This is a genomic window from Streptomyces sp. MMBL 11-1 (assembly GCF_028622875.1).
In the GTDB taxonomy this organism is placed as follows: Bacteria; Actinomycetota; Actinomycetes; order Streptomycetales; family Streptomycetaceae; genus Streptomyces.
In genome coordinates this window covers 2,591,488-2,606,151 of record NZ_CP117709.1, presented here as the reverse complement: position 1 = coordinate 2,606,151, position 14,664 = coordinate 2,591,488, and the positions used below count along the sequence as shown (strand labels likewise).

15 protein-coding genes are annotated in these 14,664 nt (G+C 71.8%); 13 read left to right on the top strand and 2 right to left on the bottom strand.

The window, feature by feature from the left end; all coding sequences use genetic code 11:
• The first annotated feature begins 46 nt into the window (after positions 1–46).
• On the top strand, positions 47–1,228 hold the full coding sequence (locus PSQ21_RS11150; RefSeq protein WP_274030323.1) for a peptidase: 1,182 nt from the start codon (positions 47–49) through the stop codon (positions 1,226–1,228).
• 102 nt (positions 1,229–1,330) lie between these two features.
• Positions 1,331–2,101, top strand: coding sequence for a GntR family transcriptional regulator (locus PSQ21_RS11145; RefSeq protein ID WP_274030322.1), 771 nt, complete (start codon positions 1,331–1,333; stop codon positions 2,099–2,101).
• Between the two features lie 221 nt (positions 2,102–2,322).
• Here the strand turns inward: PSQ21_RS11145 and PSQ21_RS11140 are convergent, their stop codons facing one another.
• The gene (locus PSQ21_RS11140; protein ID WP_274030321.1) at positions 2,323–2,544 is read right to left on the bottom strand and encodes a hypothetical protein; all 222 of its coding nucleotides are present in this window, start codon (positions 2,542–2,544) and stop codon (positions 2,323–2,325) included.
• Positions 2,545–2,719: 175 nt separating this feature from the next.
• Between PSQ21_RS11140 and PSQ21_RS11135 the strand changes: the two genes are divergently transcribed.
• The 11 genes from PSQ21_RS11135 (at position 2,720) to PSQ21_RS11085 (ending at position 13,880) form a co-directional block, all read left to right on the top strand.
• Positions 2,720–3,535, top strand: a complete 816-nt coding sequence (locus PSQ21_RS11135) for a hypothetical protein (RefSeq protein WP_274030320.1) — start codon at positions 2,720–2,722, stop codon at positions 3,533–3,535.
• Positions 3,536–3,832: 297 nt separating this feature from the next.
• Positions 3,833–4,957 carry a TIGR03364 family FAD-dependent oxidoreductase gene (locus PSQ21_RS11130; RefSeq protein ID WP_274030319.1) on the top strand — a complete coding sequence of 375 codons (1,125 nt, stop codon included), beginning with the start codon at positions 3,833–3,835 and terminating at the stop codon, positions 4,955–4,957.
• Positions 4,958–4,962: 5 nt separating this feature from the next.
• Positions 4,963–5,694, top strand: coding sequence for a phosphonatase-like hydrolase (locus PSQ21_RS11125; protein ID WP_274030318.1), 732 nt, complete (start codon positions 4,963–4,965; stop codon positions 5,692–5,694).
• Positions 5,691–6,947 carry an ABC transporter ATP-binding protein gene (locus tag PSQ21_RS11120; RefSeq protein ID WP_274030317.1) on the top strand — a complete coding sequence of 419 codons (1,257 nt, stop codon included), beginning with the start codon at positions 5,691–5,693 and terminating at the stop codon, positions 6,945–6,947. Before PSQ21_RS11125 ends, PSQ21_RS11120 begins: the two co-directional genes overlap by 4 nt.
• Complete coding sequence (locus tag PSQ21_RS11115) at positions 6,940–7,848, top strand: 2-aminoethylphosphonate ABC transporter permease subunit (RefSeq protein WP_274030316.1); 909 nt, start codon at positions 6,940–6,942, stop codon at positions 7,846–7,848. The genes PSQ21_RS11120 and PSQ21_RS11115 overlap by 8 nt, the downstream gene beginning before the upstream one ends.
• Positions 7,835–8,632: an ABC transporter permease gene (locus PSQ21_RS11110; RefSeq protein ID WP_274030315.1), complete on the top strand. Its 798-nt coding sequence runs from the start codon at positions 7,835–7,837 to the stop codon at positions 8,630–8,632. Before PSQ21_RS11115 ends, PSQ21_RS11110 begins: the two co-directional genes overlap by 14 nt.
• A 32-nt stretch (positions 8,633–8,664) precedes the next feature.
• The gene (locus PSQ21_RS11105) at positions 8,665–9,768 is read left to right on the top strand and encodes a 2-aminoethylphosphonate ABC transporter substrate-binding protein (RefSeq protein ID WP_274030314.1); all 1,104 of its coding nucleotides are present in this window, start codon (positions 8,665–8,667) and stop codon (positions 9,766–9,768) included.
• A 203-nt stretch (positions 9,769–9,971) separates the two neighbouring features.
• Positions 9,972–11,516, top strand: coding sequence for an alkaline phosphatase family protein (locus tag PSQ21_RS11100; protein WP_274030313.1), 1,545 nt, complete (start codon positions 9,972–9,974; stop codon positions 11,514–11,516).
• Between the two features lie 75 nt (positions 11,517–11,591).
• On the top strand, positions 11,592–12,437 hold the full coding sequence (locus PSQ21_RS11095; protein WP_274030312.1) for an HAD-IIA family hydrolase: 846 nt from the start codon (positions 11,592–11,594) through the stop codon (positions 12,435–12,437).
• Between the two features lie 179 nt (positions 12,438–12,616).
• Positions 12,617–13,189, top strand: coding sequence for a hypothetical protein (locus PSQ21_RS11090; protein ID WP_274030311.1), 573 nt, complete (start codon positions 12,617–12,619; stop codon positions 13,187–13,189).
• Position 13,190: 1 nt separating this feature from the next.
• A complete protein-coding gene (locus PSQ21_RS11085) occupies positions 13,191–13,880 on the top strand; it encodes a class F sortase (protein ID WP_274030310.1) in 690 nt (229 codons plus the stop codon).
• 217 nt (positions 13,881–14,097) lie between these two features.
• Here PSQ21_RS11085 and PSQ21_RS11080 read toward each other — a convergent pair whose 3' ends face one another.
• Positions 14,098–14,637: a hypothetical protein gene (locus tag PSQ21_RS11080; RefSeq protein ID WP_274030309.1), complete on the bottom strand. Its 540-nt coding sequence runs from the start codon at positions 14,635–14,637 to the stop codon at positions 14,098–14,100.
• Positions 14,638–14,664: the final 27 nt, after the last annotated feature.

Below are 14,664 nucleotides of genomic sequence, written 5' to 3'. Positions count from 1 at the left end.
AGGTCCCCGGCCCCGGTCGTCCGCGAGCAGTGAAGGGTGCCCCCTCATGCCTCCCACCTCCTGCGCACGGCTGCGTGACGCCCGTGCGTTCGCCGCCCTCGGGCTGGCCGCCGGGATCACGGTGCCCGCCGCGCTCCTGGGCGGCCCGCAGGCCGCCGCCGCCCTGCCGGCCGCGTCCGCACTCTCCTCCTTAGCCGCCGACCGGCAGCCCGTCTGCGGTGACCCGGACGCCAAGGACTTCCCCATCGAGACCCGGATCCAGGGCGCCCCGGACAGGTACGCCTCCGGCGGCGGCTACGGCACCTGGTTCCTCGACCTCACCAACACCACCGACACGTCCTGCCGCGCCCTGCACCCGGTCCTCGTCCTCGCCGACCGCGACCGCAGGCTGACGTCGGACCAGATCCAGCTGGAGTTCTCCGAGCCCGGCCGTCCGGAGATCGAACACCGGGTCATCTGGGAGAGCACCGACCGCGACGAGCAGATCGGCGTCTTCGGCGGCGACCAGGGCGAGGCAGGCAAACGGGAGGGCGAGGAGGAGGGTGGGGAAGCGGGCAAGGCGGGGACGTCGAGCGGCACCGGTGCCGAGACCGACGGCTCCGGCGAGGAGTTCCTCGGTTTCACCGTTCCCGCCGGTGAGACCGTCTCCGTACGCGTCCGGATGGCCTTCACCTCCGACACCGCCCCCGGCCCGGTCACCGCCCACGCCGCCGTCGTCCAGCGCCGCCACCAGGACAAGGCCAAGGGCGGCGGGCGCGAGGACGGCGAATGGGTGGGGGAGTCCGAGGACTACCCCTTCGTGATCGTCGATGGCGCCACGGGCGGCATCCGCGAACCGGACTCTCCGTCCGAGCGCCCCCGGTCCGAGTTCCCGCAGCCGGAAAGTCCTCGGCCGGAACATCCTGTTCCGGGGCGTCCTGATCCGGACCGCACCGGCCCGGGAGACGGCACCCGTACGGACCCGGGCCCCGGCACGGGCGGGGACCCGTCGCCGGACCGCGATACCGCCCGGCCGTCGGCCCGCCCCGGAACCGGGGAGGAGAGCGGCGGAGCCGACGAGGAGCGCCCCGGACATCCGCCCCGCGACGGCCTGGGCCGCCCGCTCCCCGAACTCGCCCGCACCGGACCGGCGTCACCGGCCTGGACCGGCGTCGCCGCCGGGGCGCTCCTGCTCGGCGGGGCCGCCCTGCTGCGGCATGCCCGCCGGGCCCGCCGCGCCACGGACTGACCGGCTGCCGCCGTACGTTCCGTGGCGCGGGGGCCCGCCCCGGCGGGGGCGGAGCGGTGCCCGTACCGCCGCCGGTTCACCCGCGTCTGCAACCATCGGGCCGTGGACTACCCGAACGACCAGGCACCTGGCGCACCGATCCGCTCCGGCATCCCCGAGCACGGCCGTATCCCGAAGTACTACGCGGTGAAGGCCCGTATCGCGGTGCTGCTCGACGAGTTGGGCGAGGGCGGGCTCCTGCCCACCGAGCGGGAGCTCGCCCAGCGGCACGAGGTCGCGCGCGAGACCGTCCGCCAGGCCCTGCGCGAACTCCTCCTGGAAGGGCGGCTGCGGCGGCAGGGGCGCGGCACGGTCGTCGCCGGGCCCAAGCTGGAGCAGCCGCTCTCGCTGGCCAGCTACACCGAGGGCGTCCGCCGCCAGGGCCGACGGCCCGGCCGCCACCTCATCGGCCTCGACCGCTTCCCCTGCCCCGAGGCGCTCGCCGCCGAGATCGCGGTCGAGCGGGGCGAGCCGGTCTGGCACCTGGAGCGGGTGCTGCTCGCCGACGACGAGCGCGTCGGCCTGGAGAGTACGTACGTCGGTGTCGACCGCGTCCCGGACCTGGACACGGAGTTCGACCCGGACTCCTCCTTCTACGCCTACCTCCGCGACCGCCTGCAGATCGCCTTCGGCGAGGCCGACGAGCGGATCGAGACCGTGCTCGCCACCCCCCGCGAGGCCCTGCTCATCGGGACCCCGCCCGCCCTGCCGATGCTCCTGATCCACCGGCTCTCCCGGGACACCGCCGGCCGGCCGCTGGAGCGCGTGCGGACCCTGTTCCGGGGCGACCGCTTCTCCTTCTCCGCCCGTCTGCGAGGCGAGGAGCGGAGCTGAGCGCGGATGAGGAGGGAGCTGAGTGGGACGGATACAGCTGCGTCGCCTCGGCCGACCGGGCCGCCTGACCACCTGCGGGTTGGTTCCCCGCACGGGCCTGCCGGGCCTTCGCTCCACCGGTCACAACTGGCGGGTCTGGTCTCCCGCCGGCCAGCCGCGCACGGTTCCCCGGAACCAGGGACACGCCGCTCTCGTCAGGGTGGCGCGTCCAGGCCGGGTAGTTATCGACGTACGACGGAGTGCATCGTCTTCATGACCTTCCAGAAGGCGCCCAGGCCGCCCAGAGCGCCCGTCGCCATGGCGACGAGCGGATCATCGAAGTACGCCCAGGCTCCTACGCCACCAACCGCCCCGGCACAGGCCCCAGCACCGAAGGCCGCGGTAAGGATGATGGCCCACCGCTGAGAGAGTTGACCGTCGTCGTTCGTAGCTGTACTGCTCATGGTGTGGGGTCCTCTGTGTGGGAAACACTGCCACGACCAGCATTGATGACGTTTGAGGGAGCGGAACGCCCTCTGACGATCTACCACGAAGACTTACGTTCGCGGACAGAGAACGCCGCCTTGCTGGCATGCTGCCTGACAGGGTCTGACGATCTCTGAGAGCAGTGGGGGCAGGATGTCGGAATGGGGGAAGCCTGAACTTCCCGAGGGACCTTTGAAAGGCCTCAACAACGCGCTGCACGTCCTGCACGAGAGGGCTGGGTACCCTTCGAGCCGCAAGCTTCAGGAACTGATCGGTAAAGAGGTGTTCAGCCACACCAAGATCCATCAGGCCTTCAGCAAGCCGCGTTTGCCCGCCCGAGGCGTGGTCGAACTGGTGGTGAGAGAGATGGCGAAGATGGCCCGCCCGCCCATCGGCGACATCGAAGCCGAGGTCGACCGGTTCGTGGAGCTGTGGCATGTCGCCGACGGTGAGGCTTCGCGAGTCGTACCGGAAGACGTGGGCCACCGGCTTGAGGACTCCGTGTGCGATCCGTTCGCTGATCCCTTCGAAGGTGTTGCCGACGATGTGGACGTCCGGGATGCCGCACGGCGGGCCCCGAGTGACCGAGCTGAAGCTTCCCGTGCCGGCCTGCTCGATCAATTCTTTGGAAGTGGCGGAGTGGAGTCGCATCCGCAGACGCCTGATGACCTGGCAGACGAGGTCATCAAGGCCGCGTACAAGGCTCACCAAGCGTGGGTCGAGCTCGACGGGCACGATGCAGAACAGAACATCGACCCCTTCGCCACTGCCGAGGAGCTGATGGCGGAGGAGTGGCTCGACTGCGGGCTGAGAGACCGGCGCACCTACCGGTGGCGCCTGGCGAGCCTGACGACCGCGCTCGGCAGCCTGTCTCTTCACCACACGATCTTCCTGTCAGAACATCCCTCACGGGAGGAACTGGTATCCGTGATTGATCAGGCGCGCCAGTTCCGAACTCGGAAGGGTTGACGCTCAGGGGGTGAGCGAGCGAATAGCCCGCAGAGGCGTTCGCCACGCCATCGCCACCCGGGGGCCACTTTCTCTTTCGTGAAGGGTGTCCATCTGTGCTGCAGCAGGGTAGTTGGGGCAGACCGCGCCGCACCGGGTGGCACGGGTGTCGACGGGAACCGGGCCCGTTCCCTGCTTCACCAGTGAGCTTTCAAGTAACGAAAACGTAACGGGTCTGGTCCAAACTTGCGGGGTCGTTCACCGTCCCGTCGGAGTACGGACGCGTCCGGGACACCCGTCCCGAGGAGCGTGGGCGCCGTGAGAGTCATCGTCGTAGGAGCCGGCGTGGTGGGAACCATGCACGCCTGGCACGCAGTCAGCCGCGGCCACGAGGTCGTACAGATCGAGCGCGAGAGCGAGGCACGCGGGGCGTCGCTCCGCAATTTCGGACAGATATGGGTCAGCGGCCGGGCCGGCGGTGAGGAGCTGGAGACCGCCCTGCGCGCCCGCGAGCTGTGGGAGGCCGTCGGGGAGCGGGTGCCCGGACTCGGCTTCCGGGCCTGCGGCTCGCTCACCCCGCTGCGTACCGCACGCGAGGTCGCCGTCGCCGAGGCGGCCGTCGCCCGGCCCGACGCGGCGGCACGCGGCTATCAGCTGCTCACCGCCGACGAGGCCCGGGCACTCAACCCCGCACTGCGTGGCACGTTCACCGCCGCCCTGTGGTGCGAGCGGGACGCGGCAGTTGAACCCCGAACCGCCCAACTCGCCCTCAAGGAACACCTGCTGGCATCCGGCAGGTATACGTTCCTCGGTGGCCGCGAGGTGCGTGAGGTCGTCGGGGCCGCCTCGGTGCGCGACGACCACGGCGACATCCACACCGGTGACGCCGTGATCCTCGCGACCGGCGCCTGGCTCGGCGGGCTGGTCCGCGAACTCGCCGGGCCCGAACTGCCCGTGCGCCGCGTCCGCCTCCAGATGATGCAGACCGACCCGCTCGGCGAACCGCTGACCACCTCCGTCGCCGACGCCGACAGCTTCCGCTACTACCCCGCCTACCGGGGCGAGGCGCTCGACGCCCTCAACGCCGGACAGGCCCAGGACCCGGTAGCCGCCGAGCACCGCATGCAGCTCCTCATGGTGCAGCGCCACGACGGCGGCCTGACCATCGGCGACACCCACGAGTACGAGCACCCCTTCGCCTTCGACACCGTCGAGGAGCCCTACGAGCACCTCACCCGGGTCGTCGAGGCCTTCCTCGGCCGCCCGCTGCCGCGCGTCCGCCACCGCTGGGCGGGTGTCTACGCCCAGTGCACCGACACCTCACGCGTCGTCCACCGGCAGCAGGTGCGCGACGGGGTCTGGCTCGTCACCGGGCCCGGCGGACGCGGCATGACGTGCTCGCCCGCCATCGCCGAAACGACCGCCGACGAACTGGGCTGGTGAACCACATGACTTCCCCGACCGACATCACGCGCGACCCCTACCGCCTCGTCGTCCTCGACATGGCCGGGACCACCGTCGCCGACGGCGGCCTCGTCGAACAGGCATTCTCCGCCGCCGCCCAACGGCTCGGCGTACGGCCCGGATCCGACGAGCACGCCCGTCAACTCGCTTACGTACGTGCCACCATGGGCGAGTCGAAGATCACCGTCTTCCGGCATCTGTTCGCCGACGAGGGTGGTGACGGTGGCGAGGACAAGGCCCAGCGCGCCAACACCGCCTTCGAGGAGGCGTACGGGGACCTCGTCGACGGCGGCCGTATCGCCCCCGTCCCCGGAGCCCGCGAGGCCGTCGAACGGCTCGCGTCCGAGGGCCGCACCGTCGTCCTGACCACCGGGTTCGCCCGCACCACCCAGGACGCCATCCTCACCGCCCTCGGCTGGCAGGACCTCGTCCCGCTCACCCTCTGCCCCGCCGACGCGGGCGGCCGTGGCCGGCCCTTCCCGGACATGGTGCTGGCCGCCTTCCTGCGCACCGGAGCCGTGGACGACGTCCGGCGGACCGTGGTGGCCGGCGACACCTCGTACGACATGCTCAGCGGCGTACGCTCCGGCGCCGGGATCGTCGCCGGGGTCCTCACCGGCGCGCACGGCAAGGACCAGTTGGCCCGGCACGGCGCGACCCACGTGCTCGGGTCCGTCGCCGAACTGCCCGACCTCATCGCGCGGGCCGAGGCATGAGCGCCCCGGCCCCCGCCGCCCCCAGCGGCATCCGCTTCGACGGCGTCACCGTCGCCTACGGCGGGAACGTCGTCCTCGACCGGCTCGACCTCACCGTCGAACCCGGCGAGGTGATGGCCCTCCTCGGGCCGTCCGGCTCGGGCAAGACCACCGCGCTGCGCGCCGTCGCCGGGTTCGTCCGGCCCGCCTCCGGGCGGGTCCACCTCGGCGGCCGGGACGTCACCGACCTGCCCCCGCACCGGCGCGGCATCGGCATGGTCGTCCAGCAATACGCACTCTTCCCGCACCTCAAGGTCAAGGACAACGTGGCCTTCGGGCTCAAGGCCCACCGCACCCCGAAGGCCGAGATCCCCGGCCGGGTCACCGAGGCACTCGAACTCGTCGGCATGGCCGCGTACGCCGAGCGCCACCCGCGCGAGCTCTCCGGCGGCCAGCAGCAGCGCGTCGCCATCGCCCGCGCGCTCGCCATCCGCCCCGGCGTCCTGCTCCTCGACGAACCGCTCTCCGCCCTCGACGCCCGGCTCCGCTCCGGAATGCTCGCCGAACTGGCACGGCTGCACCGCGAGCTGCCGGACGTCTCCATCCTGTACGTCACCCACGACCAGGTCGAGGCGCTCACCCTCGCGGACCGGATCGCCGTCATGGACCGGGCCCGACTGCAGGACTGCGGCACGCCCCAGGAGCTCTACCGCCGCCCACGCACCGAGTTCACCGCCTCGTTCGTCGGCAACGCCAACCTCCTCCCGGTCTCGGTCGCCGGTGAGGGAGCCGTCGGGTTCGGCGGCCACACGCTCGCCGTCCCCACCGACACCGCCGCCCCCGGAGCCACCGCGACCCTCTGCGTCCGGCCGCACCTGGTCGGCCTCGGCGACGGGCCCAACGCGCTCACCGGCAGCGTCACCGAGGTCCAGTGGCGCGGCTCCACCCACCGCGTCCACGCGGACGTCGACGGCCACCGCCTCATGGCCGACCTCCGCGAACTCCGCGACCCCCCGGCCCTCGGCGACCCCGTCACCCTGCACTTCGCCCCCGAGGACGCGGTACTGCTCCCAGCGGGAACAGCGGGAACAGCGGGAACAGCGGGAACAGCGGGAACAGCGGGAACAGCGGGAACATCGGGAGCAGTAGCGACGGCAGGGACGGCAGGTACAGCAGGTACGGCCGCGACAGCGGATGCGGCGGCGCTAGCGGTATCGGCCGACCCGTCCGGCCCCCCGGTGGCGCGGGAGAAGGCGGGGGTGCCCCGTGGCTAGTGCCCTCCTCGACCGCAAGCGCACCACCGGTCCCGGCCGACCGGACCCCGCCCCCACCACCCCCACCCCCGCACGGTCCCGCTCCGTCCCCACCTGGGTCTGGGCGCTGCCGCCCGTCGCCGTCCTCGCGCTCGCGTTCCTCTACCCTCTGGCCCTCGTCGTCCAGCAGTCCTTCACCCCCGACGAGGGCGGCGTCTCGCTCGACCCGTACGCCGAAGTCTTCGCCTCCGAGGTCTTCCGCGACGCGCTCACCACCACCGTGTGGCTCGCTGTCGGCTCGACCGTGGGATGCCTCGTCCTCGGGTTCGTCCTCGCGCTGGTCATCGCGTTCGTCCCGTTCCCCGGCGGGAAGGCGGTCGCCCGGTTCGTCGACGTGTTCCTCTCCTTCCCGTCCTTCCTCATCACCCTGGCCCTGCTGTTCATCTACGGCTCCGTCGGGATGGCCAACGGGCTCTGGACCGACGTCACCGGGGCGTCCGACGGGCCCTTCCACTTCCTGACCACCCCCTGGGGCGTCCTGCTCGCCGAGATCACCTACTTCACCCCGTTCGTGATGCGCCCGCTCCTCGCCGCGTTCTCCCAGCTCGACACCGGACAGCTGGAGGTCGCCTCCTCGCTCGGCGCCGGGCCCCTCCGGATCATCCGGCGGGTCATCCTGCCCGAGGCGTTCCCGGCCCTCGCGGCGGGCGGCAGCCTCGTCCTGGTGATGTGCCTCAACGAGTTCGGGATCGTCCTGTTCACCGGGGCGAAGGACGTCACGACGCTGCCGATGCTCGTCTACAGCAAGGCGATCCTGGAGTCGGACTACGCGGCCGCCTGCGTCGTCGCCGTCGTCAACATCGCGCTCTCCGTGGGCCTTTACAGCCTCTACCGGGTGGTGAGCCGTCGTGCTGGTGCATAGCCGGGCCGGGAAGTGGGCCACCTGGGCCGTCTTCCTCCTCCTCTTCGTCCCGCTGTTCGCGGTGCCCCTGCTCGTCATCCTCGCCGCGTCCCTCGCCACGAACTGGTCCGGGGCCTTTCCCTCCGGGCCCACCGTCGAGCGCTACTCCGCCGCGACGAGCGGCGACTCCCTCCAGGCGCTGACCACCAGCCTGGTCACGGCCGTGGCCGCGAGTGTGCTGGCGCTCGGCCTCGGCGGCTGGGCCGCTCTCGCCGCCGCCTCTCTCCGCGAGCGCGGAAAACGGCTCCTGGACGCCCTGTTCATCCTGCCGGTCGCCGTGCCCTCGGTGGTCGTCGGCCTCGCGGTGCTGGTGGCCTACAGCCAGCCGCCCGTCCTGCTCAACGGGACCCGCTGGATCGTGATCCTCGCGCACACCGTCCTCGTCACCGCGTTCGCCTACCAGTCGGTCGCCGCCGCCGTCCGGCGCCTGGACCCGATGTACGAACAGGCCGCCGCCGGCCTCGGGGCGAGCCCCGCCCGGGTGCTGTGGCGGATCAGGCTGCCCCTCCTGCTGCCCTCGCTCACCTCGGCCGCCGGGCTCTGCTTCGCGCTGTCCATGGGGGAGTTGAGCGCCACGATGATGCTCTACCCGCCGGACTGGACCCCGCTGCCGGTGCAGATCTTCGCCGCCACCGACCGGGGCTCGCTCTTCACCGGCGCCGCCCTCGCCGTGGTCCTGATGACGACGACGCTCCTCGTCCTGGCCGCCGTCTCCCGCATCCGCACCCGCGCCTCCTACCGCTGATCCCCGCCCCGTACTTCCTCTGGAGAGACCCCATGCGCAACCGTGTCCGTGCTCACGCCCATGCCCACGCATACGCCCATGCCCGTGTCCCTGTCCGTGCCCTCGCCCTCCCCCTGGCCGCACTCACCGCCGTCACCCTCACCGCCTGCGGCGGCTCCTCCGCCGCGTCCGACGAGAAGTCCGTCACCGTCTACAGCGCCGACGGCCTCAAGGGCGAGAACGGCGACGGCTGGTACGACAAGGTCTTCAAGGACTTCGAGAAGGAGACCGGCATCGAGGTGAAGTACGTGGAGGGCGGCTCCGGCGAGATGGTGCAGCGCGCCGTCCGCGAGAAGTCCAACACCCAGGCCGACGTGCTCGTCACCCTGCCGCCCTTCATCCAGCAGGCCGACTCCAAGGGCCTCCTCGCGGCGTACGAGCCGAAGGGCGCCGACCAGGTCGACGGCGCCGACCGGGCGGCCGACGGGAAGTGGACCTCCGTCGTCAACAACTACTTCGGGTTCATCCACAACAAGAAGGAGCTGAAGAGCCCGCCCAGGACCTGGGAGGACCTGCTCGACCCGTCGTACAAGGAGAAGGTGCAGTACTCCACCCCCGGCGTCGCGGGCGACGGCACCGCCGTCCTCATCAAGGCGATGCACGACTTCGGCGGCCAGGAGCCGGCCATGGCGTACCTGAAGAAGCTCCAGACCAACAACGTCGGCCCGTCCGCCTCCACCGGCAAGCTCGCCCCCAAGGTCGACAAGGGGGAACTCCTCGCCGCCAACGGGGACGTCCAGATGAACTTCGCCCAGTCCAAGGACATGCCCAACCTCGGCATCTGGTTCCCCGCGCAGGGCGACGGGAAGCCCACCAGCTTCGCCCTGCCGTACGCGGCCGGCCTCGTCGCGAAGGCCCCGCACAGCGAGAACGGCAAGAAGCTGCTCGACTTCATGCTCTCCGAGCAGGCCCAGCGCGACGTCAGCGCGGTCGGCGGGGGCTTCGCCGCCCGCAAGGACATCGACGCCACCGACGCCAACGCCGTCGAACTGGCCCGGCTGATGGAGGGCGTGGAGATCTTCGAGCCCGACTGGGCGGACATCGGCGCCAACCTGAACACGTACATCGACGCCTGGAAGTCGGCCACCGGAAGCTGACCGGCCACCTCTCCGCCACGGATCCACGCGAAGGTCTGGACCCGGCCCGATTATCTCGCGAAGGTAACGGGTCTGGTCCACAAGGCCAACTGGGCCAACTAGGCCAACTAGGCCAAGAAGGTTCAGAAGGCAGTTCACGAAGGCAGTTCACGAAGGCAGTCACGCCCAGCCCCGTCCGACCCGCCCCCTCCCTGGAGGATCACGTGTCCCGGTCCCTGTCCCGCCGCACCGTGCTCGCCACCACCGCCGCCGCGGCCACGGCCGCCGCTGTCGGCGGCCCCCTCGCCTCCGCCCCCGCCGCGTACGCCGCGCCCACCCTCCCCGACGGCACCAGCAAGGACAAGGTGCTCGTCGTCGGCATGGACGGGCTGCGCCACGACGTCATCGCCGCCGCCAAGGCCCCGCACCTCAAGTCGATGATGGCGAACGGGACGTACGGCACCTCGCTGCTGTACGCCAACCCGATGGCCGCCACCTCCTCCGGCCCCGGCTGGTCGACGGTCTCCACCGGCGTCTGGCCCGACAAGCACGGCGTCAAGGACAACTCCTTCGCCGGGAAGAACTACGGGAAGTACCCCGGCTTCCTCGCCCGCCTCGCCCAGATCCGCCCCCAGCTCTCCACCTACGCCGCCGTCGACTGGAAGCCCCTGGACACCCAGGGCACGGTCACCGCGGGCGCCGACGCCAAGCTCGTCCTCGACGGCGACGCCGACGGCTACACCGGCCACGACGCCACCATCGCCGCCGGGACCGAGTCGATCCTCCGGAACCAGAACCCGGACGTCCTCTTCGTCTACTTCGGCCAGACCGACATCGCCGGCCACAACTCCGGTGCCGCCAGCGCCCAGTACCGGAACGCGATCGACGTCCAGGACGGCTACCTCGGCCGCCTCCTGACCGCGATCAGGGCCCGCCCCTCGTACGCCAGCGAGCGGTGGACCGTCATCGTCACCACCGACCACGGCCACACCGACTCCGGCGGCCACGGCGGCAGCGCGATCGAGGAGCGGCGCACCTTCGTCCTCGCCCAGGGCCCCGGCATCGCGGCCGGCGCCCGCCCCGCCGACACGCGCCTCGTCGACGTCGCCGCCACCGTCTTCCACCAGCTCGGCATCGTGCCCGACCCCGCCTGGGGCCTGGACGGCAAGCCGGTCCAGCAGCGCTCCACCGACCCGTTCGAGGCCCTGTACCCGGCCCTCTCCGCCCGCGTCGACGAGACCGGCATCCCGGCGGGCGTCCTCGGCTGGACCCACACCGCGCCCAGCGGCTGGTCCGTCGTGAACTCCGCGATGGGCACCGGAGGCGTGGCCGAGTGGCGCGGCTGGTCCTTCGCCACCGACGAGTTCTGGAGCCGCAGCCAGCGCGACCAGTCCCGTGAGCTGAACGTCCGCTCGCGCGGGATCTTCGCGGTCGCCGACTCCGACGAGTGGGACGACAAGGCGTCCTCTGGACCGTACGACTCCACGCTCGTCACCCCGGCGTACGCGGTCGGCGGCACGTCCACCGTGACGCTCGGCCTCACCACCCACTACCGGCAGGAGGGCGGCCAGAGCGCCCAGATCCTCGCCTCCTGGAACGGCGGCACGCCCGTCGTCGTGAAGAGCTACACGTCCGACGTGATCGCGCAGCCCCAATCACTCACCCTGGACGTCCCGTCCGGGGCCGCCAACGTCAGCTTCCGGTTCCGTTACACCGGCAGCAACAACTGGTACTGGGTGATCGACGGGGTCAGGGTCACCACCGGCTAATTATGCTGGGGGTGCCGGGACGGCGTGGTCCGGGCACCCCCAAGCACGCAGTGCGTACGGCAGGAGTCCCGACACATGGCAGAGCGCAAGCCCATCTCATCCTGGCTCACCGACATGGACGGCGTCCTCATCCACGAGGGCACCCCCATCCCCGGTGCCGATGCCTTCATCAAGCGGCTGCGGGATTCCGGGCTGCCCTTCCTCGTCCTCACCAACAACTCCATCTACACCGCGCGCGACCTGCACGCCCGGCTGAAGCGCATGGGCCTGGACGTGCCCGTGGAGAACATCTGGACCTCCGCGCTCGCCACCGCCCAGTTCCTGGACGACCAGCGGCCCGGCGGTACGGCGTATGTCATCGGTGAGGCCGGCCTCACCACCGCCCTGCACGACATCGGGTACGTCCTCACCGACCACGACCCGGACTACGTGGTGCTCGGCGAGACCCGGACGTACAGCTTCGAGGCGCTCACCAAGGCGATCCGGCTGATCAACGCGGGCGCCCGCTTCATCTGCACCAACCCCGACGAGACCGGCCCGTCCGCCGAGGGCCCGCTGCCCGCCACCGGTTCGGTCGCCGCGCTCATCACCAAGGCCACCGGCAAGGACCCGTACTTCGCGGGCAAGCCGAACCCCCTGATGATGCGGACCGGTCTCAACGCCATCGGCGCGCACTCCGAGACCAGCGCCATGATCGGCGACCGGATGGACACCGACGTCCTCGCCGGCCTGGAAGCGGGCATGCAGACCTTCCTGGTCCTCACCGGGCTGACGACCGTCGCGGACATCGACCGCTACCCGTACGGTCCCTCGCACGTCGTCGAGTCCATCGCCGACCTGGTGGACCTCATCGACCTGCCGGACCAGGTGGACCAGGGGAAACAGACGGGCAAGGCCGGCAAGCCGGACGTGTCCGCGTAGCCGGACCAGCGCTGACGAGCGCTGACCAGCGCTGACGAGCGCTGACCAGCGCTGACCTGCGCGGACCGCATCCGCAATCGTCCGACTGTCGCCGGAACACCGGAGTGGCGTCGCTCGAATGGAGGACTGCGGATGCGGGCCGCCGCCGTGGGCGTGAACCTTCCCGTAGGAGGTTCACGATGCGTTCAATCCCCCTCACGTTCTGTGCCACGGTGGCGGCCGCGCTCATAGCCGTGCCCGCACCCGCCGCCCTGGCGTCCCCGGCCGCCCCGGCCGGGGACGACGACCGGCGCACCGGCACCGTCTCGGTCACCCCGTCCACCATCGCCCCCGGCGGCAAGGTGGAGCTGTGGGTCGACGTCTGCGGCAAGGGCCGCGAGGCGACGGGCAACTCCGACGCCTTCGCCTCGGAGGCCCGCTTCCGTCCCGCCGATGACCAGGGCCTCTTCGCCGAGGCCCGGATCCGGGACGACGCCGAACCACGCTCCTACGACGTCCGGGTGACGTGCAAGGACGGCCGGGGGAAGGCGACCGGCACCCTCACCGTCGTCCACCACCACCGCCCCTCGCCCGCCGCACCCGTCAAGGCGGGCGGCGGAGGCACCGCCACCCTCGCCGAACGGTCCACCGAGGCCGAGGCCGAGGGCCCCGGCACCCGGCACGCGGTGATCGGTCTGGTGCTCGCCGCCGTCGCGGCCGTCGCCGTCGCCCTGCGCAGCTCGCGCCGGCGTCGCGGCCCGGTCGGCCACTGACATGGGAGCCCCGGACCGCCCGGCGGGAAACGGGCGACTGCTCACCGGAGTGACCTGGGCCGTGCTGCTGCTCGGCCTGTGGATCTGGGGCCGGGACGCCGGCGGCGGGCTCGGCGGCCTGTCGGGGCCCACCACCGGGGACGTGGCCGCGGTCGGCCGCCCCCTCGGGGCGGAGCTGCCCCCGGCCCACGAGCCGCTCGACGGGGCGGCCCCCGCACGCGTCGAGGTCCCCTCCGTGGGGATCTCGGCCCCCGTCATCACACGCGGCCTCGACCGGGACGGGGCCATCGACCCGCCCCCGTACGACATGCCGAAGACCGCCGGCTGGTACGGCGACGGCGCCCAGCCCGGCGCGAGGGGCGCGGCCCTGTTCGTCGGCCATGTCGACACCGACACCAGGCCCGCGGTCTTCTACGGGCTCAGCGCGGTGAAGCCGGGCGCCCGCATCGAGGTCGCCCGGACCGACGGCAGCGTCGCGGAGTTCACCGTGGACGACGTCCAGCTCGTCACCCGGACACGCTTCGACGCGCAGAAGGCGTACGGTCCCCGCGAGGACGGCCGGGCCGAGCTGCGGCTGATCACCTGCGGCGGAACGTACGACCACCGGACCCGCTCCTACACGGCGAACGTGATCGTCTCCGCCTATCTCACCGGCGCACAGGCCACGGCGGAGCGGAACAGCCAGGCCTGACGGCCCCTGCCCCGGCGCCTGCCCCCACGCCCTCTGCCCCGACGCGCCCTGCCCCCACGCCCCCCTGCCTCGACGCGCCCTGCCCTCACGCCCTCTGCCCCGACGCCCGGCCGAAGCCGTTCATCGGGGCAGAGGGATCAGACGGATCCGTCAGAGGGATCAGACGGATCGGACAGTGGGCGCGGACGGACCGGTCAGAGGGAACGGACCACCGGTGCTAGCCCGTCAGCCGCACGGAGAAGTCGCACCACGCGGTCCACTGCGAAGAGGCGGGGCCGTCCTGGACCCGTACCCTCCAGCGGTAGTCGCCGCTGCCGAGCCTGCCCTCGGGGAACTGGTAGACAGCGGTGTGACTGGCCTCCGTGGTGGCCTTCTTGGTGAGCACCGGGCTGCCGTCCGTCCCGGTCACCTCGAAGACGACCTTCCGGCCGGGCCGGTCCCCGTCGGGCGTCTCGACGGACCCGGGGGGCGCCACCGATTCGAGGGTCGCGGCGAGGCTCGGACGGTCCGTGGTGACCTGCGGCACGTTGTCCGGGATCCCGCAGAACTGGAAGCCGGAGTAGGAGCCGTCGGAGACCCGCGGCACCTCGGGGGTCGCGAGGAGCAGATCGGGGTCGCCGGCCTGCGCCGCCCGGGTGGTCTCCGGCTTGGGGTCGGCCATGGAGAAGGGAGCGGCCACCGCTCCGACGACCACGGCGGCCGTCAGGGCGATCGCGGCCCGTGACCACGTACCGGATTTCTTGTTCAACAGACGCATCGCTTCTGTCTCTTCCTGGAGGTGGGC